The sequence below is a fragment of the Clostridium sp. CF012 genome, assembly GCF_018861755.1.
Taxonomy (GTDB): Bacteria; Bacillota; Clostridia; order Clostridiales; family Clostridiaceae; genus Clostridium_AD.
Genome location: NZ_JAHLEF010000013.1, coordinates 75479 through 96361, shown reverse-complemented (window position 1 = coordinate 96361; position 20883 = coordinate 75479). Strand labels below are relative to the sequence as shown.

The window sequence follows — 20883 nt, the reverse complement described above, 5'->3', positions numbered from 1 at the left end:
ATGAAAAAAACTCATCCTTGTGGTAGCAAGAACTGGGAGATTGTTAGGTTGGGTGCAGATATAAAAATCAAATGTTTAGGTTGTGGAAGGCTTGTGATGCTTCCAAGAATTAAGTTTGATTCAGGTGTAAAGAAAATTATAAAAGAAAATGCAATTAACAAAGAAAATGTGGTTGCCAAAGAATAATAACTTGATTTTTGTATAATTAAGTGATATAATTTATTCTTGTAATCCCTGCTGTGCAATGCGCAGCCGTTAGTCCGAGGGGAGGAGGTGAAATTAATGAGAAAATATGAAACTATATTCATATTACATCCATCATTAGACGAAGAAGCTGTTAAAGCTAACGTTGAAAAATTTAAAGGTGTAATAGAAAATAATGGTGGAGTAATTGAAAATATTGATGCATGGGGCAAAAGAAAATTAGCCTATGAAATACAAAAAGTTGGTGAAGGCCACTATACATTAATCAATTTCAATTCAAATCCTGAATTACCGAAAGAATTAGATAGAGTATTTAGAATTACTGACAGTGTTATAAGACATATCATAATAAATCCAGAAAAATAGGTGGTGCTTTTATGAATAAAGTTGTTTTAGTTGGTAGATTAACAAAAGATCCTGAGTTGAAATTTGCTCAAGGAACAGGAACAGCTGTAGCCACTTTTACTGTAGCCGTTAATAGAAGATTTAAGCGAGAAGGTCAACCAGAAGCAGACTTTATACCAGTGGTTGTATTTGGCAAGACAGCGGAAGCTACTGCTAATTATATGAGTAAAGGTAAGCTTATAAGCGTTTCTGGAAACATTCAAACTAGAAATTATGAGGCTAAAGACGGAACTAAAAGATATGTTACTGAAGTGATTGCTGATGAAGTTGACTTCCTTGAATGGGGAGACAAAAAAACATCAGGAACGAATACTAATCAAGGTGGATATAATGGCGAATCAAATGCTGGATCTAACGATTATGGCAGTGCTAGCGATATAACACCAATTGATGATGGAGACATCCCATTCTAATATTAGGTAAGGAGGAAAAAAACTATGGCTATGAACGAACGTAAAAGAAGCAGTGGCGGAAGTGCTGCTGGCGGAAACAGAAAGAGAATGAAAAGAAAAGTTTGTGCTTTCTGTATGGATAAAGCAACTGCAATTGATTATAAAGATATAAATAAATTGAGAAAATATGTTACAGAAAGAGGAAAGATTCTTCCTAGAAGAATTTCTGGAAACTGTGCAAAACATCAAAGAATGCTTACTGTATCTATCAAAAGAGCAAGAAACATAGCATTATTACCATTTACTACTGAATAGTAAATTTTTACTAATAAATAGTAAATGACTGAAAGCAGCGCCTTACGGTAGCTGCTTTTATTTTTTTAAAATAGAAATAAAGATTTCATTGAATAATGAAAATATAAATTTAAAAATATATATGCATCAGTGTGATTTGTAGTATACTTGTAGTTATAACCCATAAAATGTAAACCTTAGAACTATTAAATATTAGATTAGCTATTTTCAGATTATATACTACGCGTATATAAATAAACTTTAGTTGCATAATATCAGAAAAATAACTAAAATAGAGTTATAAGCATAAGCCTACAGGGGGGGATGATATACTATGAAAAAAGATGATTTTAATATAATGTCTAATGTTAAGCTAATTGAAAGTTTGAAGGCTGAGCTACTATGTATAATAGGTGATTTCTTCAAATTACTAAGTAAAGGAAGCAATGTTGCTCAAGACTCTATACTAGATTGCATTTCAGGGGCAATAATACTTTTATATATATTAGCTGAAAGGCTAGGATACTCCAATGTTGCTGTGGACGAGAGTATGAAAAAGAAACTAAAGGTGGGAATAGTTGAAGGAGATAACATAGAAAAGGATGGAAAGGATTTAAGTAGATTATATATACACATAAAAGGAAGGCAATAATGGAGGAAAAAATGAAGAATAACGATTACAGTACAAGGGCAATGGTAGAGGCTTCACTTATGGCTGTTATAATTTCAGTAATAATGATTATAATAGGATACTTGCCCTTTGTAGCATTTATAGGAACATTACTATTACCAATTCCTGTGGCAATACTCTATATAAGGCATAACAGCAAAATAACAATCGCGGCTATTGTACTCAGTATAATTTTAGCATCCTTAGTCTATAATCCAATAATAGCAATACGTTCAGCTATAACTTGCAGCGTTGTTGGTATTGCACTTGGTTATTGTGTTAAGAAAAACAAAAAATCATCTATAACTCTATTATTTTTAACTATTGGTTCTGCAATATCTAATACATTAACCATAGCTTTTTCTATGTTATTTATAGAAAAAGTAGGTTTTATGAATTTTATTACAAATAAATTAGAGTTTATGAAGCAAAGCATGAAGGTCTCTGTGGACCAAGTGAAAACAATTTACATGCAAGCAGGAATAACTCCAAATCAGTTGAAGCTTTTAGATGAAAACCTTGAAATGATAAAAAAAATAGATGTTATGCTAGTTTTGGTGGTAATACCTTCAGTTATTTTCCTTTTCTCATTTATATCAGCTTATTTGAATTATATAGTGTCTAGAGCAATATTAAACAAGCTAAACTATAAAATGCAGGAAGTATTACCTTTTAGCAGAGTTTATGTTTCTAATATAGTAGGAGCGGTACTTATAGGTACGGTGTGCATTGGGATAATACTTTCATCGAAAAAGATAACTGGTGGGAATTATATACAAAATGCCTCTCAGATTCTTACGCAGTATATATTTATGATAAATGGCCTAGCGGCAACTACATATTTTCTAAGAGTTAAAAGAAATTTATCTAAGCCATTAGTAGTAATAATCATAGGGTTAACAACACTTTCGTCTCTGGGCAATATTTACTTTTCAATAGGACTCATGGAAATGGCTTTTGACTTTAGAAGGCTTGATCCATATAGAATTAAAAGAAAATAATTGGGGGCGAATTATGGATAATAAATATAATTACTTCAATGTTAATAATAAAATATATATGGTGACCATGGCCCTATTTATATGTATAATATTTTATTATGGACATTATGAAGTAGGAATACTTACACTAGGATTATACGCCATACTAGTGGTATACAATATTTACAACACAAAGATTAAAAAAAGTGAATGGAAACAGTTTATTGAAAATTTTTCCTCGAAACTTGATATAGCAACTACAAGTACTTTAGTAAAACTTCCATTCCCCTTAATAATTATAGGGTATATGGGAAACATTTTATGGTACAATCAAAGTGTAACCACAATGCTTGAAGGTGAAGATCTTTTAAATAAAAATATCAGGGATATAATTAAGGATTTGCCTTTAAAACAAGTTTTAGAAGGTAAGAAGAATATATTTCCAAATATTAAGATAAAAGATAATTATTATGAAATTTATACAAATATTGTGGATACAAACGAAAATAAAAATGTTAAAGATAAGATTATGCTTTTATATTTTTATGATATAACTGAAAAAAACAATCTGATAAAAGGTATTAATGGTAATAGAGAAAGTGTTATGCTAGTAGAGGTTGATAATCTTGATGATGTTATTAAAACTACAGAAGAAGATAAGGCACCGATGCTTGTAGCTGATATTGAGAGAACAATAAACAGCTATGGACAGAGCGTAAATGCGGTAGTAAAAAAATATACATCAAATAAATATGTTATTATAGTACAAGATAAGTATATTGAAAAAGAAATAGAAAAGAAATTTGATATACTAGATAGTGTTCGCGAAATAAGTAATGGTAACAAGCTTGCAGTTACTTTAAGCATAGGAGTAGGAAGGGGAGAAGATACACCACTAAAAAACTATGAATTTGCGACTTCAGCGAAAGAACTTGCCTTAGGTCGTGGCGGTGATCAGGCAGTAGTAAAAAAAGGTGATAAATTATCCTTCTTTGGAGGGAAAACAAAGGAAGTTGAGAAAAGAACTAAGGTTCGTGCGAGAGTTATTGCTCATGCGCTAATGGATTTGGTAAGTGAGAGTGATGTGATTTTCATTATGGGACATAAAAACCCTGATGCTGATTGCTTAGGTGCAGCAATTGGCCTATATAGTATTATTAAAAGTACAAATAAGGAATGTTATATTATTCTAGAAGGAATAAGTACTGGAATAAAAAGCATGATGGATATATTTGTGGAAGATGAGGAATATAAAAACACTTTTATATCAAGTGAAAAATTTAAAAGTGTTAAAAAATCTAATAATCTGCTTATAATAGTAGATGTTCATAATGAAAGTCATGTGCTGAATTTCGAAATAGTTAAAGAGGTAGAAAAAGTAGTTATAATTGACCATCATAGAAAATCACAAGATTTTATACAAGGGGTAGTGCTTAGCTATATGGAAACTTATGCATCCTCTACTTCGGAACTAGTTACAGAGATGATACAATATATGGTAGATAAGCCAAAACTTAAGCATATAGAAGCAGTGTGTCTACTCGCAGGAATATGTATAGATACAAAAAACTTCTATTTTAAAACAGGAGTTAGAACCTTTGAAGCAGCTGCCTTTTTAAGGCGCCATGGTGCGGATACTATGGATGTTAAAAAAATGTTTTCTGATGATTTAAATGTTTATTTAAAAAGAGCTGATATTATAAGGTCAGCAAAAGTTGAAAATGAAATTGCTATAGCAGTTTGTTCCCCAATTGTACAAGATACAGTACTCGCTGCTCAAGCAGCGGATGAGCTTCTAAACATTACTGGTATTGAGGCGTCATTTGTCATTATTAAAATAGGAGATGAAGTCTTTGTTAGCGGAAGGTCTCTTGGAAAAATTAATGTACAGTTAATACTTGAAGCCTTAGGCGGGGGTGGACATATGACTATGGCTGGTACAAAATTTACTTCAATGGATATTGAAGAAGTATTAGTGAAATTAAATGAAGCAATAGATGAATACTTAAGGGAAGGTGAAAAATAATGAAAGTTATTTTATTAAAAGATATTAAAAGTGTAGGTAAAAAGGGAGATGTGGTAAACGCCGCAGATGGATATGCGAGGAATTTTTTATTTCCTAGGCAATTGGCCCAGGAAGCAACAGACCCAAATATGCACATATTAAATAAAAAGAATGAAACTGAAAGAAAAAAGAAAACCGCTGAAATTGAGGAAGCACAGAAAACAGCTAATGAGCTTAAAGATAAGGTTGTAAAAATAATTGGAAAAGCTGGAGAAAATGGAAAGCTTTTTGGTGCAATTACAAATAAAGATATAGCAACAGCATTAAATAAACAATGTAATTTAGATATTGATAAAAAGAAAATAGTAACAGATACAATAAAATTATTAGGAACTTATGAAGTAGAAATTAAAGTATACCCAGAAATATCTACTAAGATAAAAGTTCTTGTTTGTGAGGAATAATCATAAAAAAAGAAGGGAGGAAACGCTTTAGTATATAAATTGATAGTGTTATCTATTTAAAGCGGATTGAGCTTGAAGACATTACTTGTTAATAAGATGGGTGAACCCATTGTAAAAGATACCTTACCACTAGATACACAAATTGACGTTTTATATGAAATAATGAGAAACGTAATAGATGAGAGCAGTATAAAGGCTAAAACTATAAAATTTAAACTCCAGAAGTATATAAAAAGCGAAGATATATATAAAAGATTATATGCATTAAATAAAATTATCAGCGATGGTAAGGGAATAGATATAGTACCGAACCAAAGTAATATTCATGAGGTGTTAGACAGCACTAATGACTTTCTTACTGAAGAAATAGCTAAAAGATATGTGCAAAATAAGATTGAAGCTGAAGTAGAAAAAAATCTAATGGAAAAGCAAGATAAATATATTGATGAGGTAAGACTTAGCATAATCAAGAAACAAAAGGGCCCTGAAAATGCTAAAACTCTTAAAAAATATGAGGAACTAGAATTACTTGATAGCAGAAAACTTACGAAAAATATACAAGCTATGTTAAGACCGGATAGTTTTAGTGAAATAGTTGGTCAAGAAAGAGCTATAAAATCATTGCTATCTAAAATGGCATCCCCATATCCTCAACATATTATTCTTTATGGACCACCAGGAGTTGGTAAAACCACTGCAGCGAGGCTTGCTCTTGAGGAAGCTAAAAAGCTAAGTTACACTATTTATGATAAAGATGCTAAGTTTGTAGAAGTGGATGGTACAACACTAAGATGGGATCCAAGAGAAATAACAAATCCTCTACTGGGCTCTGTTCACGACCCAATATACCAGGGGAGTAAAAGAGATTTAGCTGAAACTGGAATTCCTGAACCAAAAACAGGTCTTGTTACTGAAGCTCATGGAGGAATATTATTTATCGATGAGATAGGAGAACTGGATAATATACTTCAAAATAAACTTCTTAAAGTACTAGAAGATAAAAGAGTTGAGTTTTCATCCTCTTATTACGATCCTGAAGATGAAAATACACCTAAATATATAAAATATTTATTTGATAAAGGTGCCCCAGCAGATTTTGTTTTAATAGGGGCTACAACCCGCGAACCATCAGAAATAAATCCGGCATTAAGATCAAGATGCACTGAGGTTTACTTCGAACCATTAACTGCGAAAGATATTGAAACTATAGTAGTTAATGCTGCTAATAAATTAAAAGTTGAAGTGGCGGATGGAGTGGCAGAGACCATTAGTAGATATACTATTGAAGGAAGAAAGGCTGTAAATATCTTAGCAGATGCTTATGGATATGTATTGCATAATAGAGAATTAACAAAGAGTTCTAAAATTAAAATTGAGCTTAAGGATCTTTTAGATGTCATATCTATAAGTAGATTAACACCCTATGAGGAATTAGATAATGAAGTTAAATTTGAAGTTGGTCACATATATGGACTTGGAGTATCAGGGTATATAGGATCAACTATAGAAATAGAAACATCAGTATTTGAAGCCAAGGAAAAAGGTAAAGGCCAAGTAAGGTTTAATGATACTGCAGGAAGTATGGCTAAGGACTCAGTGTTTAATGCTGCCTCAGTAATAAGAAAGACAACAAATAAAGATATTAAGGATTACGACATACATGTAAATATAGTAGGTGGAGGTAAAATTGATGGACCATCCGCCGGAGCAGCTATAACTGTATGTATAATTAGTTCACTTTTAGATAAACCTTTAAGGCAAGATATTGCAGTAACTGGAGAGATATCACTTAGAGGTATTATAAAACCAGTAGGCGGCATATTTGAAAAAATTTATGGTGCAAGAAGAAAAGGAATTAAGATGGTTATGATTCCTAAAGATAATGAAAAAGAAGTACCTATTGATCTTGTGGATATTGAAACAAAAGCTATATCAACAATTGAGGAACTAATGAAATTAGTCTTCGCATAAAAAACAAGTAACTATAATTAATGGCCCTGTTAATCATCACCTTCGGTGTTGCGATATTAGCAGGGCATAAACATTACTTTAGGAGAGATGAAAAAAATGGATACACCTCTTAGAAGTCTGCCTTATAACTTAGAAGCAGAGCAATCAGTAATTGGATCAATGCTAATAGATAAAACTGCCATATCACGTGCAGTAGAGGTTTTAAAAGGCGATGATTTTTATAGAGATTCTCATAAAGTTATATTTAATGCTATTTTCGATTTATATCAAAAGGACACACCTATTGATATGATTACACTACTGGAGCATTTACGTTCTTCTGAAAAACTGGAAGCCTCAGGGGGAATCACTTATATTACAGAGATAAGTAACTCAATACCCTCTACTGCTAATTTAAGTTCTTACATAAAAATTGTAGATGATAAGTCTATTTTAAGAAAACTTATTAGAGCGTCTACGGAGATTATGGAAAATTGTTATAATAAGCAAGACGATGTAGAGGCAGTTATGGATCTTGCAGAGCAAAAAGTCTTTAATATAGCTGAGAGAAAAAATTCAAGTGACTTTGAACCAATGAATACTGTACTTGAGAGAGGATTCTTAGAAATAGAAAGAATCTTTAATAATAAAGGAGAAACAACAGGAATATCTAGTGGGTTCCCAGAACTCGATGAGAAAACCGCTGGATTCCAAAAGGGAGACATGATTCTTATTGCTGCCAGGCCTTCTATGGGTAAAACTACATTTGCACTAAATTTAGCTGAATATGCGGCCCTTAGGGGAGGAAAAAGTGTAGCCATATTTTCACTGGAAATGTCTAAGGAACAGCTTTCCTATAAATTACTTTGTTCAGAGGCAAATGTTGATATGTCAAAGCTTAGACATGGTAGTTTAGAAGATAAGGACTGGGAAAACATAGCGAAAGCCTCCGGGCCACTAGCTGCTGCTAAAATATTCATTGATGATACAGCAGGAACTTCCGTTATGGATATGCGTTCAAAATGCAGAAAACTTAAAATGGAGCATGGTATAGATATGATAGTTATAGATTACCTTCAACTTATGTCTGGTAGTAATCCAGAAAGTAGACAACAAGAGGTATCAGAAATATCAAGATCTATTAAAGCCCTTGCAAAAGAGATGCAGTGTCCAGTTATCGCGCTCTCACAGTTATCACGTGCGCCAGAGCAAAGAGCTGACCATCGACCTATGCTATCGGACCTTAGAGAATCAGGATCTATTGAGCAGGATGCTGACCTTGTTATGTTCTTATATAGGGATGAGTATTATGACCCTGAGACAGAAGATAAGAACGTAGCAGAGCTTATAATAGCAAAACAAAGGAATGGTCCTGTAGGTACAGTAAGACTTGCATGGATAGGTCAATTCAGTAAATTTGCAAGGCTGGATGTTATTCATAGAGATTAGATAATAATTTATGTAGACTGAAAATTTTTCTTAGAGGATGCTATAACAAAAGTATATGTTGCTAGAAATGCGTTCGCGTCGCTAAGTAATTCTAAAATTTATTTTATTTGTATCTGCTAAAAATCGCAAACTCGCTTCGCTCAAACATGCGATTTTCTTAACGCTGCTACAAATAAAATAAATTTTGAATTACTAGAGCTTGCTCAAACGCATTTTACACGACATATACTTTTGTTAGCAACCTCTAAGAAAAAAAATTTATTTCGAAAATTGATATTGTTTTTTTGATGGTATAACTAAAAGTATATGTTGGTAGAAATTAATGACGTTATTTAGATTAATTTAACGTCTATTTTTGTGTAGTGAATTCCTATATATAAATTTTTATTTATTAGATAAATGTGTATAGAATGGGCTGATAAGGGCATTTGGACTAGTAGATATATATCTACATTTATATATATATCTACAAATGTAGATATATATAAACATTTACAAATAGGTAGATAAATGTAGATATTATACACAGTTATCACTTTATCACGGCAATATTGTGCCTCAGAGAGAGGAACGGACCCTAGAACCAGGCAATTAAGTAGTAGACAATCAAGTTATGTTTTCGAAAATCTCTTATGTACACCTCAATTTAGTGAATTTCATGGGAGTTATATAATTAATAGCAATTTAAGTAGTTTAGTATGATAGGATAAGGAAACTTTATAAGTTTTCTTATCCTATTTTCGTTTTAGTATAGATATATAAACATTTGTAGATATATCTATATATGTTTACAAGTAGTTATGTAAACATTTACATATAATCTTACAAATGTTTATAAAATATTTTGTTATAAAAGAAGGAGTTTACATTAAAATACAGAATATATAAATACAAACCATTAAATGAAATAATTAGGAGGAAAGAAAAATGAACTTAACAGATATATCAAAAAAATACCCTGTGCTAAACAAAGTGTTGGCCTCCGTATTAACTGTAGACATAGGAAATACCTTTACAAAAACAAGTACCAATGTAATATTTGCTAGTAGAGTATCTTCTGTAAGTAAGCATGGGTCAAGGGCTACTGGAATAAGTAATGTCACTTGGAATGGGAAGTTTTATACAGTAGGTAACAAAGAAGGTAAACTTAATATGGAATCTAACAAATACATGTCAGATCATTATAAGTTGAACTTACTTAATGCTATTGCACTAAGCTTTAAAGGTGATACTAAGATAAAGGTAAGACTTGCTGTGGGACTTCCTGCGGAATACTATATAGATCACAGTATTCCACTTAAAAATGAAATCAAGAAGATGGAAAGACAATCCATAACAATAAACAATATAACATATGATATTGAAATATTAGATGTACAAGTATTTAAACAAGGTGGAACATTAAGTGCGGAGACTATGGAAATGTTTAATTATCCAATGTTGTTACTTGACTTTGGTGGTGGTACTTTAGATGTATCTCAATGGAAATATGAAAAAGATGAATTTGGTAACAAGGTGCTTGGAATGACTAAGGCTAGTAGTTTTGCTCAACATGGTTTTGAGCCAACAATAGAAGCCTTGCTTACTAAGTTTAACTCTGCTGAAGGCTCTGACGGAAATTATGATATATCAGATGCTATTGAATACTTAGAAGACGATGAACTACCTTTTGGAGAAACAAATGTATTACAAGACATTAAGGACTTAGTGTTAAGGCCTTATGTAGAGAAAGCAATTAGCTCAATTAATAGTTCTTTTAAACCGAATACTTGTAAAGATATAAGAATAATAGGCGGGCCAGCTGATTTATTACTAGACTATTTACAAACTGAGTTCAAAAAAACTGCGCCAAAACTAATAGATAATAAAGATCCTCAATGTGCTAATGCTATATTATTTGCTGAAAGATATAAAGAATTGTTAGTGCTTGAATACTTAGATGGAAATAAAGAAGCTGCTGCAACTACAGAAGCAGGACAATAATCATGGGAGCACTCCGTAAAACTGTATCATCAAATTTAGGAGAGGATACAGATAAAGACTTGATTACTTATGTGAGCAATATGGAGAAGAAGGGTATCAATAATTCTAAACTTATAAAGCAGGCTCTAAGATTTTACAGGGACTATGGGAATAAAGTTAAGCAATTAGATACAGTAGATATTGCAAACATTTTAGATAATCCTGAAGTTAAAGAATATATAGGTAATATAGTTGGAGAGCTTTTTAAAAGTGCTACACCAAATTCAATACCACAAGTTAACGATACCAATACTGCAAAAAAACTAAAAAGAGAACAGCAAGAGAAGGATATAGATTCTATTGAAAATGATTATAGAAAAAAACTTAATTGTGTGAAAGATATGTCTCTATAGTTTGGAGTGGTGGCCAGGCTACTCCTTTTAATTAGATAAATGACATGCATATAGTAAAATGTGGCCACATATGATAAAATGTGAATATGATATTTAAAATAATGTGAAAAGGGTGATTTTATGTTCTGTCATAATTGTGGGTCTCAAAATGATGATGGATCTAATTTTTGTAAAACCTGTGGTATCAATTTATTAATTCAACAGAATAAGACTGAAGTAAGGACTATTAGTGATAAAAACTGGTTAGTTGCACTATTACTTTGTGTTTTTCTTGGAGGAATCGGCATTCATAGATTTTATGTAGGCAAAATTGGTACAGGAATTTTAATGATTTTAACCTTTGGCGGTTTTGGGATATGGGTATTAGTTGATCTGATTACAATTGCTACTAATTCATTTACTGATATAAATGGGTTACAATTAAATAAAAATATATATAACTACTAAAGAGGATTAAACCCTCTTTAGATATGCTGAAATAGCTCAGTTGGTAGAGTAACGCACTCGTAACGCGTAGGTCGAGGGTTCGATCCCCTTTTTCAGCTCCAATTTTATAACATAGAAAAAAAGCTTAAGTAGCGATACTTAAGCTTTTTTTTATATCTTAAAAATTGACACTTTTAAAAAAACATGAATAATAATCCACATACTGAAGAAAATGTATATAAAATATATATTTAAATTAGTGATATTGATTAAGGCTAGCTTAGAAAGGAGATTTTATGAAAAAATTAAAAAGTGACTTAATTGCATTAAGTTTTATGGCATCTATTGCAGTTTCTATTATTTTTTATAAACTCTTAAATAATGGAGATGGAGATATAAATAGTTTAATAACAAATGTAGATCAGACAATACCATTTCTAAAAATATTTATACTACCATATATAACCTGGTATGGATATATTGTTATAGGATTAATATATCTATGTATGAAAAACCGTAAAACTTATTATACTTCTCTTATTAGTTTAAATATTGGTCTAGTGATATGTTATATTATATATGCAATTTTTCAAACTACAGTGCCTAGACCAATAGTCGCTGGTTCAGATATATTATCTAAATTAGTAAATTTGATTTATAAATATGATAATCCTTTTAATTGCTTTCCAAGTATGCACGTCATAACAACTTATATTATTATGAAAGGAATTAATGGTACTGAAAACAATATAATTATAAGTTTTATTTTTAATATAATAGGAATACTTATAATTATATCTACCCAATTTGTTAAGCAACATGTGGTATTGGATTTGGTATTTGCTATGCTATTAAGTGAAGTAATATTTAGATTTATAAATAATGCTAAAAAAGAAGATATCGTTATCTTATTTTATAAAAGGTACAAAAATATATAAAGTAAGTAAACTATCTATTATTAGCGGTAGGGATAGTGATAATGCTACAACGTTATTTTGTAAATTTTCCGCGTATTTTTTATAGGCATAAATGCAACAGGGTATACTTACTATAACTGATAGAGCAAATCCAATAGGAAAAGTAATAAATTTTGGTAAAAATGAAGCATATTTATCAAAGGAAATATTGTATACAAAATAGCATTTAATTAAGATTATAAGAGAATAAACAAAAACAAATAATAATTTTCTTTTTTTATCTGGAAGTTTATATTCAAACATAGAAGCTATGGAAGAAATACATATAGAAGGAATTATCCAAAGTGAGCCATAGACAAGAATATATACCATGCTAAACATCCAGCTTTCAAAGGTATCATTTAATGCAAGTATTGCTTCAGATTTTCGATTGAAATTATGAGCTTTCCTAAAATCTTCTCTGCTAGAAACCATATTAACATTCAATTTATCCTTAGCTATAAATTCACAAAAAATTACAGTATCATTATAAACAGCGGGATACATAGAAGAATGTCTAGATCTAGATAAGGGTATAATATTAGAAATAGCGTTGCCATCAAGCGTTATTTCCAGAATACTTGTATAAAATTCTTTCTTCCCAAATACTCTACCACCAACAATTAAAAACTTAGCAGCATTATTAGATTTAAAAGAAATAGTATTGTAAAAAGGGCTATTATTAACTTTTTCAGTGTACTCTGTAACCGTGTAGTCATCCTTAGCTAGAGAAAAAGTAAGAAGCTTTTGACAATTTAATTGATCTACATACTTATATTCTAAAAGCATATATGCATTTTTACCATCCGTAGAAAGAGCGCTAGCGGTATAACTAACTCTGCTCCATTCAATAACTTTACCAGCAAGTTTAGTGTTTGAGGCTAATCCATCTTTTACATAAAAGTAGTTAATACCTTGAGAACCTTCCATATATGAGATAAGATATTGATCATTAAGTTTAGTTCCTGCTATATAAGACGGATCATAGCCTGTTTTAATTATAGTATTTTTTTTTGATTTTAAATCTATAAATTTGATTGTATTTTTATAAGACAGGGCCATTACGTGATCATCTAATTTGATTCTTTCTTTAACCTGCTTGTCTTCATATTCTTGTATTAAATTAAGGTTATTGTCTAATTTCAAAGTATTTAATGAGGTACCTTTATCATTATGATTAAACCAGCTTAGATAAATAAATTCATCGTCTGTAAAGATTTCTATGCTAGTAGTTAGATTAGTTTTAGCAGAAAAAGTTTTAGCACTTTTTTGTCTACCAAGAGTATCTAAGCATAATAGTTTTATGGTGTTATTATCGTTATGTGCTACTAAAAAATTCCCATTAAACCTTAATATACTTGGAGTTGTAGTAATATTACCAGAAGAAATTAAAACTTCTTTAGACCAAGTAGAAGAAGGTGGTTTTATCCTTTGTTTATAATTCATGGAATAGTGAAAAATAGAAATGGCAATAAACATAAAGCTTAAAACTATAATAAAAACTCTTTTTTTCATATAGATACCTCCAAATAAAATAGGCACATCAGTGGAATCTTATTCTGTATTAATTTATAAATTTCGGATCAAAAACATTTTGTAACCCCTCACCTATAAAATTAAAACAAATTATAGTTAGGGCTATAAGAGTAATGGGTATAAAAGTTTGATAGGGGTAGAATATAAAGGCAAACTGAGATTGATTAGCGACTAACCCCCAGCTTAAATCAGGGGCTTGTACACCAAAACCTAAATAACTTAAAGTAGCTTCATTAAGCATAACTGAAGGGATTTCCAAGGAAATAATAACTATGGCAGTATTAATAAGATTACCTATTAAATGGTTACTTATAATTCTTGCTGAGGATGCACCTAGTGAATGAGCAGCTAGTATATAGTCTTGTTCTTTGAGCTGCAATAATTGGGCCCTAACAATTTTGGCAATAGTGCACCAACCGGTTAAACTCATTGCTATAATTAAACCAACTATGCTTGGGGTAAGAATCATATAAATTAAAAGAATTATAATTAAATTAGGAACACATAATATTATTTCAACTATTCTCATAATTATATCATCCACAATACCGCCATAATATGCACATATACCACCATATATAATTCCAATTATTAAATTAATGGAGGCTGTAATAATACCAATAAGCAAAGATATTCTGCCTCCTAAACATACTCGTATAAAAATATCTCTACCAAATCCATCTGTACCAAACAAATGGTCAAGGGAGGGTTTAAAGTTTTTAGCATATACATCGCGATTATCATATTGATAATCACTGAAAAGTGGTCCCAAAATAACCATTGTGATAATAATTATTAGTACTATTAGTGAAGTGACAGCAAGCTTATTTTTAAAAAAGTTTTTAATTGGATTTTTAATTTGTGGTAATTGGGATAAGGGTTCATCAAAGCACCTATCTGTAGAATCAAGAATAATAAATTTTTTTTTATTTAAGGAATTCATTTTATTACCTCCGTATTATGAAAAACAAAACATACATATTAATGCAATATATAACATATTATACATTAATATGTATGTTTTGTAAATGTATAATATGTAAATGGTTTAGGTGAAATTATAATAATATTGGAGGAAAAACAATAATGATGTATAATTAAAGAGTATATTTAAGTTGTGTAATTTATTTAATAGATATAGAAATATTAAGCACTTATATCAGCATAATGTATTATATATAATAAGTTCAATACAATATAAGGAGATAAATATGGAAATTAAGAAGATAAGTGAAATAAAAAAAGGTGATAGGATTGAAGGCTTTTTTGTTATAAAATCTGTAGATAGCAAGGTTTCCAATAACAGTAATACAAATAAATATTTAGACTTTAATTTAGGAGATGCCACAGGGGATATAAATGCTAAACTCTGGGAATGTAATGAAGAATTAGAAAATACCTTTAAGCAAAATATTTTAGTGAAAATTAAAGGTAGTGTAAATGAGTGGCGAGGAAAGCTTCAATTAAAAATTGAAATGATAAGACTATCAGAAGAAAGAGATGAAGTTAACATTTGTGATTATGTTGCAGTGGCACCATATTCACCAGAAAAAATGTATGATGATATTTTAAATTATCTATCTAAAATCAAAAATATAGATATTCAAAATATAGTTACAAATATTTTAGGTGATAATGAAGATAAGCTTATGCATTACCCCGCAGCCAAGTCTAATCATCACGCTATAAGATCAGGGCTTTTATATCATACAACTACAATGCTTAAAGCAGGAGAGAAATTAGGCGAAATTTATACTTTTTTAAATATGGATTTATTATATGCAGGTATAATACTTCATGATATTGGAAAAATATATGAGATGAATTCTAGTGAGCTTGGGATTGTATCCGAGTATACAGTAGAAGGTCAACTTATAGGCCATATAGTTCAAGGCATTAAAATGATAGAAACAGCAAGTCTCCAGGTTAAAGCGGATAAGGAAGTATCTATGTTATTACAACACATGGTGCTAGCTCATCATTATGAAGCGGAATACGGAAGCCCTAAAAAACCTATGATACCGGAAGCGGAGATGTTACATCATTTAGATATAATGGATGCAAGAATGTATGATATGAATAAGGCATTAACGGATACCGAGGAAGGTAAATTTTCAGAAAGAATATGGTCCTTAGATAATATAAGTATTTATAAGAGTTTTATTAATAAATAGATAAAAAATATTTGGATAAGGTGATAAGAATGAAGGGAATAATAGATAGATTTGAAGGAGATTATGCTGTAGTAGAACTTCGGGATGGAAAAATGATGAATATACATAAAATAAAATTGCCTACTGGAGTAGAAGAAGGTATGGTTATTAATATCGCAGAGGTTATAACTATTGACAAGGCCGAAACTGCGAAAAGAAAAAAAGAAATAGAAAAATTAACGGAAGGTTTGTGGGATGAGTAACATATATTCGCATTTTAAATATACGAACTATAATTAAAAATAAATTATTAATATTCGCGTTTTGTATTGACTGGAACATCTCGCTCTGATACTATTAAGTGGGTAAACAAACACTTGTAATTGTTATCTGTCCGAAATTAACACAGGACTGATAATAAATAATAATCGTTATTTGCCTAAGAGTAATGCAGGAGGGATAGCAATTAATAGTTGTTATCTGCCCTTAAGGAATACAAGGGGGTATGTGAAATGAAAAAAAAATACGATGTAGTTATTGTAGGAGCCGGACCCGCAGGAATATTTACGGCACTAGAAATTACAAATAAAAAACCTGAACTTAGTGTACTTATAGTTGATAAGGGAAGAAGTATTGAGAAAAGAAAATGTCCAGCTAGAGAAAATGGCAAATGTGTTAAATGTAATCCTTGTGGGATAACATTTGGATGGTCAGGTGCTGGAGCCTTTTCAGATGGTAAGCTTTCTCTAAGCCCAGAGGTGGGTGGAAGACTTCTTGAATATTTAACTGAAGATGAATCAAAAAAATTAATAAAGTATTGTGATGACATATATATAAAATTTGGAGCAAATGAAAAGGTATATGGACTTAATAGCGATAAGGTGGACGAAATTAAATACGAAGCAAGTAAACATAATATTCGTCTTGTTGAATGCCCAGTAAGGCATTTAGGAACAGAGCTTGCCTATGAAGTTTTAAAATCTATGTATCATCATTTAATGGATAATACAAATACTGAATTTATGGAACTTAGTGAAGTGGAAGATATTTTAATAGAAGATAATAAAGCCACTGGGATATTATTAAAAAATAAAGACGGCGTGGTTAAGGTTGATGCAAAGTATGTTGTAGCAGCACCGGGTAGAGGTGGGGCAGAATGGATTTCAAATGAAGCCAAAAAACATAACATTGTGGTTACTAATAATGCAGTAGATATTGGACTTCGCGTAGAGGTACCTAATTCTGTTATGGATCATCTAACTAAGGACTTGTATGAAGCAAAATTAGTATATTACTCTGATACCTTCGACAATAAGGTTAGAACCTTTTGCATGAACCCAGGTGGAGTAGTTTCAGCAGAATATTATGATGATAATAAGATCGCAGTTGTGAATGGTCATAGTTACTCAGATCAAAAGCTTAGAACAACTAATACAAACTTTGCAATGCTTGTATCTACTACTTTTACAGAGCCCTTTAATCAACCTATTGATTATGGGAAATATATAGCTCAGCTAGGTAATATGTTAACTGGCGGAGGCATAATGGTTCAAAGACTGGGGGATTTACTAAAAGGAAGAAGAACAGATTATGATAGACTAGCTAAATCAACTACTGTCCCTACTTTGAAATCAGCAGTACCAGGGGATTTAAGCTTTGTATTGCCACAAAGGCACTTAACTTCTATAGTAGAAGCATTAAAGGCTTTTGATAAGATAGCACCAGGTTTGTATAGTAAAAATACACTACTCTATGGGGTAGAAGTAAAGTTCTATTCTAGTAAGATTAGTACAAATGATAAATTTGAAACATCTGTTAGTAACTTATATACTATAGGTGATGGAGCAGGAATAACTAGAGGACTAATGCAAGCATCTACAACTGGTGTAGTTGTAGCTAGAGACATAGCTAAAAAGGAAGACTAAGAGTATTTAAACTAAATCATTGGTTATATGAATATTAAAAGTGTATAATTCAATATGTAGTAAACATAAGATACAATATAATTTCACAACTACAGTAATTAAAAAGTTGTGAAATGAAGAAAGCGAGGAATTTATATGTCAGCATTTATTATTTTAGGAGCCCAGTGGGGAGATGAAGGTAAAGGTAAGATGACGGATTATCTTGCTGAGGGAGCTGATGTGGTTGTCAGATTCCAAGGCGGAAATAATGCGGGTCACACGGTAGTCGTAGGAGAAAAGGAATATAAACTTCACTTAATACCATCAGGTATATTATATAAAGAAAAGCTAAATGTAATAGGAAATGGTGTGGTTGTAGATCCAGAAGCACTATTTAAAGAAATTGACTACTTAGAAGCGCTAGGCGAGAACATAACGCCAGAAAGATTGATGATTAGTGATAGATCACAGGTTATAATGCCATACCATAAAGAGTTAGATAATTTATATGAAATAGCTAGAGGCGAAAATGATATCGGAACTACTAAAAAAGGTATAGGCCCTTGTTACACTGATAAGTTTGAAAGAAGTGGAATCAGAGTTTGTGATTTAATGAAAAAGGATGTTTTCAAAGAAAAGCTTAAAACTAGTTTATCAATGAAGAATGATATAATAACAAAAGTATTGGGTGGAAAAGCTTTAGATTTTGATACTATATACACTCAGTATTTAGAGTATGCAGAAAGAATGAGACCTTATGTAAAAGACATATCAGTTAAGATTTTCGACGCAATAAAATCTGGCAAGAATGTTTTATTTGAAGGAGCACAAGGAACTTTACTTGATATAGACTATGGTTCATATCCCTTTGTAACGTCATCAAACACCATTGCAGGAGGAGTTTGTACTGGAGCTGGCATAGGACCTACTATGATAACAAATGCTGTAGGAATAGCTAAGGCATATACTACAAGAGTAGGAAAAGGACCATTCCCAACAGAACTTGATAATGAAGTAGGAGAATGGATTCGAGAAAAAGGCTTTGAATTTGGTGTAACAACAGGTAGAGCAAGAAGATGTGGATGGCTTGACCTTGTTATATTAAAAACTGCAGCAAGGATTTCAGGACTTACTAGCTTTGCTGTAACTAAAATAGATACCTTAGCAGGACTTGAAAAAATTAAGATTTGTGTAGGATATGAATTTGAGGGAAGCGTTATAGATTATTTCCCAGCAAGTCTCGAGGATTTAGCTAAATGCGTGCCAGTATATGAAGAGTTTGACGGTTGGGATGCAAGTATAGCCGATGCAAGAAGTTATGAAGAAATTCCTGAAAATGCAAAAATATACATAAAGAGAATTGAAGACTTTACAGGAGTTAAAGTTTCAATAGTATCAGTAGGACCTAAAAGAGATCAAACAATGATATTAACTGAAATATAGAATATAGACATACCTATTGTAAAGGTAATCTTTGTAATAGGTATGTATTATATGTTATAGGGAATTATAAGTATTGTGGAAATAGTTTTAAGGTATACATGTATATACTAAAGATTAAAAAAGTGCGTACTTGTAAAATAGAAGCATATACAATATAATCATAATGAGAATGAGAATGATAATTAAAGTTAAATAAATCTATTTATTTGTTAGTCGAGTTCTGATATAATTATTTCAAATTAAAAAAAAGCGAGGTAGATACTATGATAATAACTAAGGATATGACAATAGGTGAAGTTGTAAGACAAAAACCAGAATCAGTTGAAGTACTAATGGGATTTGGAATGGGTTGCGTAGGATGTCCTTCAGCACAAGCTGAAACATTAGAAGAAGCAGCGATGGTTCATGGTCTTGATTTAGAAGCATTAATGACTAAATTAAACGCATAAAAAAATTAAGACACTTAGCAAATGCTAAGTGTCTTTGCTTTATTTTTTTATCTTTTTAATGGACAGTATTACGGGTATGGTGATTATAGAGGCTATTATAGCTTCTGGGACACCATTTATCACTGCTATACCATAAATGGTCTTGGCAGCAATGGAAGGGTCTATGCCTTTAGAAACAGCAAATTTAGCTGCATATAAAATATATATCATAGTAAGTACACCAAAAGTGTTAGTTAAAGAGCCAATAACAGTAGCTAGGCCAATTTTTAGGCTATCTTTTTTAATAAAGTTTAGCTTATAAACATAGTAAGAAGTAAGACCAATAAGAACCCTTGGTAATACAGATACTAGAGGATTTATAAAAGCAAAAGATAGTATATTTGGAGCCATAATATTTTGCATAATGCTAAATACTCCAAATATTAATCCAATAGTCATTCCAACCATAGGTCCACCTAATATAGAACCTATAATAACAGGAATATGCATGATAGTAGCTTTTGCGCCAGGCAGTGGAATAAAACCATACCCAGTTAATCCGAGGACTACACAGATAGCTGATAGCATACCGATAGTTGTAAGTTGATGTGTTTTTACCCTTCTCTTTTCAAAAGAATTATTAATCATTTTTTTCCCTCCGCTCTTATTCCATAAGGATATAAGTCGATTTTAATCAAGTCTTTATTAATAGTTCAGTTTCATTATGAATACCGACAACAATATTTTATCACTAATTTAATAAAAATTACAATAATAAAAAAAAATTTATATGAAATATTACTCTAATTTTAATTTTGTAGTAGAATGAAAGGTATGTGATTAAGCTAA

Annotated in this window: 22 protein-coding genes and 1 tRNA gene; 20 read left to right on the top strand and 3 right to left on the bottom strand. The window is 31.1% G+C overall.

What is annotated here, in order from left to right; genetic code table 11:
* The 15 genes from KPL50_RS13585 to KPL50_RS13515 all read left to right on the top strand — a co-directional run bounded on the left by KPL50_RS13585 (window position 1) and on the right by KPL50_RS13515 (window position 12552).
* A complete protein-coding gene (locus KPL50_RS13585) occupies window positions 1-186 on the top strand; it encodes a DUF951 domain-containing protein (protein ID WP_253200618.1) in 186 nt (61 codons plus the stop codon).
* A 96-nt stretch (window positions 187-282) separates the two neighbouring features.
* A complete protein-coding gene (gene rpsF, locus KPL50_RS13580; RefSeq protein ID WP_124998809.1) occupies window positions 283-570 on the top strand; it encodes a 30S ribosomal protein S6 in 288 nt (95 codons plus the stop codon).
* 11 nt (window positions 571-581) lie between these two features.
* Window positions 582-1022 (top strand): single-stranded DNA-binding protein, encoded by a 441-nt coding sequence (locus KPL50_RS13575; protein ID WP_216299068.1) that lies wholly within the window; start codon window positions 582-584, stop codon window positions 1020-1022.
* 30 nt (window positions 1023-1052) lie between these two features.
* Window positions 1053-1316 (top strand): 30S ribosomal protein S18, encoded by a 264-nt coding sequence (gene rpsR / locus KPL50_RS13570; RefSeq protein WP_372481131.1) that lies wholly within the window; start codon window positions 1053-1055, stop codon window positions 1314-1316.
* A gap of 313 nt (window positions 1317-1629) precedes the next feature.
* Entirely contained in the window at window positions 1630-1947 is a 318-nt protein-coding gene (locus KPL50_RS13565; protein WP_216299067.1) for a MazG-like family protein, read from the top strand.
* A gap of 11 nt (window positions 1948-1958) precedes the next feature.
* Window positions 1959-2966 (top strand): YybS family protein, encoded by a 1008-nt coding sequence (locus tag KPL50_RS13560; protein WP_216299066.1) that lies wholly within the window; start codon window positions 1959-1961, stop codon window positions 2964-2966.
* Between the two features lie 13 nt (window positions 2967-2979).
* Entirely contained in the window at window positions 2980-4971 is a 1992-nt protein-coding gene (locus KPL50_RS13555; RefSeq protein ID WP_216299065.1) for a DHH family phosphoesterase, read from the top strand.
* On the top strand, window positions 4971-5414 hold the full coding sequence (rplI, locus tag KPL50_RS13550; protein ID WP_216299064.1) for a 50S ribosomal protein L9: 444 nt from the start codon (window positions 4971-4973) through the stop codon (window positions 5412-5414). The genes KPL50_RS13555 and rplI overlap by 1 nt, the downstream gene beginning before the upstream one ends.
* Before the next feature lie 96 nt (window positions 5415-5510).
* Window positions 5511-7385: a Lon family ATP-dependent protease gene (lonC, locus tag KPL50_RS13545; protein WP_216299096.1), complete on the top strand. Its 1875-nt coding sequence runs from the start codon at window positions 5511-5513 to the stop codon at window positions 7383-7385.
* Between the two features lie 96 nt (window positions 7386-7481).
* Complete coding sequence (locus KPL50_RS13540; protein WP_216299095.1) at window positions 7482-8813, top strand: replicative DNA helicase; 1332 nt, start codon at window positions 7482-7484, stop codon at window positions 8811-8813.
* A gap of 927 nt (window positions 8814-9740) precedes the next feature.
* Window positions 9741-10796, top strand: a complete 1056-nt coding sequence (locus KPL50_RS13535; protein ID WP_216299063.1) for a ParM/StbA family protein — start codon at window positions 9741-9743, stop codon at window positions 10794-10796.
* A gap of 2 nt (window positions 10797-10798) precedes the next feature.
* Window positions 10799-11188 carry a hypothetical protein gene (locus tag KPL50_RS13530; RefSeq protein WP_216299062.1) on the top strand — a complete coding sequence of 130 codons (390 nt, stop codon included), beginning with the start codon at window positions 10799-10801 and terminating at the stop codon, window positions 11186-11188.
* 120 nt (window positions 11189-11308) lie between these two features.
* Window positions 11309-11635, top strand: coding sequence for a TM2 domain-containing protein (locus KPL50_RS13525; protein ID WP_216299061.1), 327 nt, complete (start codon window positions 11309-11311; stop codon window positions 11633-11635).
* 25 nt (window positions 11636-11660) lie between these two features.
* A tRNA-Thr gene (locus KPL50_RS13520) sits at window positions 11661-11736 on the top strand.
* A 174-nt stretch (window positions 11737-11910) separates the two neighbouring features.
* On the top strand, window positions 11911-12552 hold the full coding sequence (locus KPL50_RS13515) for a phosphatase PAP2 family protein (RefSeq protein WP_216299060.1): 642 nt from the start codon (window positions 11911-11913) through the stop codon (window positions 12550-12552).
* Here KPL50_RS13515 and KPL50_RS13510 read toward each other — a convergent pair.
* Entirely contained in the window at window positions 12523-14085 is a 1563-nt protein-coding gene (locus tag KPL50_RS13510; protein ID WP_216299059.1) for a hypothetical protein, read from the bottom strand. The genes KPL50_RS13515 and KPL50_RS13510 overlap by 30 nt on opposite strands.
* 49 nt (window positions 14086-14134) lie before the next feature.
* Window positions 14135-15049: an ABC transporter permease gene (locus KPL50_RS13505; protein WP_216299058.1), complete on the bottom strand. Its 915-nt coding sequence runs from the start codon at window positions 15047-15049 to the stop codon at window positions 14135-14137.
* A gap of 268 nt (window positions 15050-15317) precedes the next feature.
* On the opposite strand from KPL50_RS13505, the gene KPL50_RS13500 reads away from it, so the two are divergent.
* The 5 genes from KPL50_RS13500 to KPL50_RS13480 all read left to right on the top strand — a co-directional run bounded on the left by KPL50_RS13500 (window position 15318) and on the right by KPL50_RS13480 (window position 20055).
* Complete coding sequence (locus tag KPL50_RS13500) at window positions 15318-16280, top strand: 3'-5' exoribonuclease YhaM family protein (protein ID WP_216299057.1); 963 nt, start codon at window positions 15318-15320, stop codon at window positions 16278-16280.
* A 29-nt stretch (window positions 16281-16309) separates the two neighbouring features.
* The gene (locus tag KPL50_RS13495) at window positions 16310-16522 is read left to right on the top strand and encodes a DUF3006 domain-containing protein (RefSeq protein WP_216299056.1); all 213 of its coding nucleotides are present in this window, start codon (window positions 16310-16312) and stop codon (window positions 16520-16522) included.
* A gap of 249 nt (window positions 16523-16771) precedes the next feature.
* The gene (locus tag KPL50_RS13490; RefSeq protein ID WP_216299055.1) at window positions 16772-18184 is read left to right on the top strand and encodes an NAD(P)/FAD-dependent oxidoreductase; all 1413 of its coding nucleotides are present in this window, start codon (window positions 16772-16774) and stop codon (window positions 18182-18184) included.
* Window positions 18185-18319: 135 nt separating this feature from the next.
* Window positions 18320-19606 carry an adenylosuccinate synthase gene (locus tag KPL50_RS13485; protein ID WP_216299054.1) on the top strand — a complete coding sequence of 429 codons (1287 nt, stop codon included), beginning with the start codon at window positions 18320-18322 and terminating at the stop codon, window positions 19604-19606.
* 263 nt (window positions 19607-19869) lie between these two features.
* Entirely contained in the window at window positions 19870-20055 is a 186-nt protein-coding gene (locus KPL50_RS13480; RefSeq protein ID WP_216299053.1) for a DUF1858 domain-containing protein, read from the top strand.
* A gap of 39 nt (window positions 20056-20094) precedes the next feature.
* Here KPL50_RS13480 and KPL50_RS13475 read toward each other — a convergent pair whose 3' ends face one another.
* On the bottom strand, window positions 20095-20682 hold the full coding sequence (locus tag KPL50_RS13475; protein ID WP_216299052.1) for an ECF transporter S component: 588 nt from the start codon (window positions 20680-20682) through the stop codon (window positions 20095-20097).
* Window positions 20683-20883 lie beyond the last annotated feature (201 nt).

Coding starts and splice junctions, on each gene's coding strand:
- KPL50_RS13585 (WP_253200618.1), top strand. CDS start 1: ATGAAAAAAACTCATCCTTGTGGTAGCAAGAACTGGGAGATTGTTAGG.
- rpsF (WP_124998809.1), top strand. CDS start 283: ATGAGAAAATATGAAACTATATTCATATTACATCCATCATTAGACGAA.
- KPL50_RS13560 (WP_216299066.1), top strand. CDS start 1,959: ATGAAGAATAACGATTACAGTACAAGGGCAATGGTAGAGGCTTCACTT.
- KPL50_RS13515 (WP_216299060.1), top strand. CDS start 11,911: ATGAAAAAATTAAAAAGTGACTTAATTGCATTAAGTTTTATGGCATCT.
- KPL50_RS13565 (WP_216299067.1), top strand. CDS start 1,630: ATGAAAAAAGATGATTTTAATATAATGTCTAATGTTAAGCTAATTGAA.
- KPL50_RS13500 (WP_216299057.1), top strand. CDS start 15,318: ATGGAAATTAAGAAGATAAGTGAAATAAAAAAAGGTGATAGGATTGAA.
- rpsR (WP_372481131.1), top strand. CDS start 1,053: ATGAACGAACGTAAAAGAAGCAGTGGCGGAAGTGCTGCTGGCGGAAAC.
- KPL50_RS13485 (WP_216299054.1), top strand. CDS start 18,320: ATGTCAGCATTTATTATTTTAGGAGCCCAGTGGGGAGATGAAGGTAAA.
- lonC (WP_216299096.1), top strand. CDS start 5,511: ATGGGTGAACCCATTGTAAAAGATACCTTACCACTAGATACACAAATT.
- KPL50_RS13530 (WP_216299062.1), top strand. CDS start 10,799: ATGGGAGCACTCCGTAAAACTGTATCATCAAATTTAGGAGAGGATACA.
- KPL50_RS13535 (WP_216299063.1), top strand. CDS start 9,741: ATGAACTTAACAGATATATCAAAAAAATACCCTGTGCTAAACAAAGTG.
- KPL50_RS13540 (WP_216299095.1), top strand. CDS start 7,482: ATGGATACACCTCTTAGAAGTCTGCCTTATAACTTAGAAGCAGAGCAA.
- KPL50_RS13525 (WP_216299061.1), top strand. CDS start 11,309: ATGTTCTGTCATAATTGTGGGTCTCAAAATGATGATGGATCTAATTTT.
- KPL50_RS13475 (WP_216299052.1), bottom strand. CDS start 20,682: ATGATTAATAATTCTTTTGAAAAGAGAAGGGTAAAAACACATCAACTT.
- KPL50_RS13480 (WP_216299053.1), top strand. CDS start 19,870: ATGATAATAACTAAGGATATGACAATAGGTGAAGTTGTAAGACAAAAA.
- KPL50_RS13505 (WP_216299058.1), bottom strand. CDS start 15,049: ATGAATTCCTTAAATAAAAAAAAATTTATTATTCTTGATTCTACAGAT.
- rplI (WP_216299064.1), top strand. CDS start 4,971: ATGAAAGTTATTTTATTAAAAGATATTAAAAGTGTAGGTAAAAAGGGA.
- KPL50_RS13555 (WP_216299065.1), top strand. CDS start 2,980: ATGGATAATAAATATAATTACTTCAATGTTAATAATAAAATATATATG.
- KPL50_RS13490 (WP_216299055.1), top strand. CDS start 16,772: ATGAAAAAAAAATACGATGTAGTTATTGTAGGAGCCGGACCCGCAGGA.
- KPL50_RS13495 (WP_216299056.1), top strand. CDS start 16,310: ATGAAGGGAATAATAGATAGATTTGAAGGAGATTATGCTGTAGTAGAA.
- KPL50_RS13510 (WP_216299059.1), bottom strand. CDS start 14,085: ATGAAAAAAAGAGTTTTTATTATAGTTTTAAGCTTTATGTTTATTGCC.
- KPL50_RS13575 (WP_216299068.1), top strand. CDS start 582: ATGAATAAAGTTGTTTTAGTTGGTAGATTAACAAAAGATCCTGAGTTG.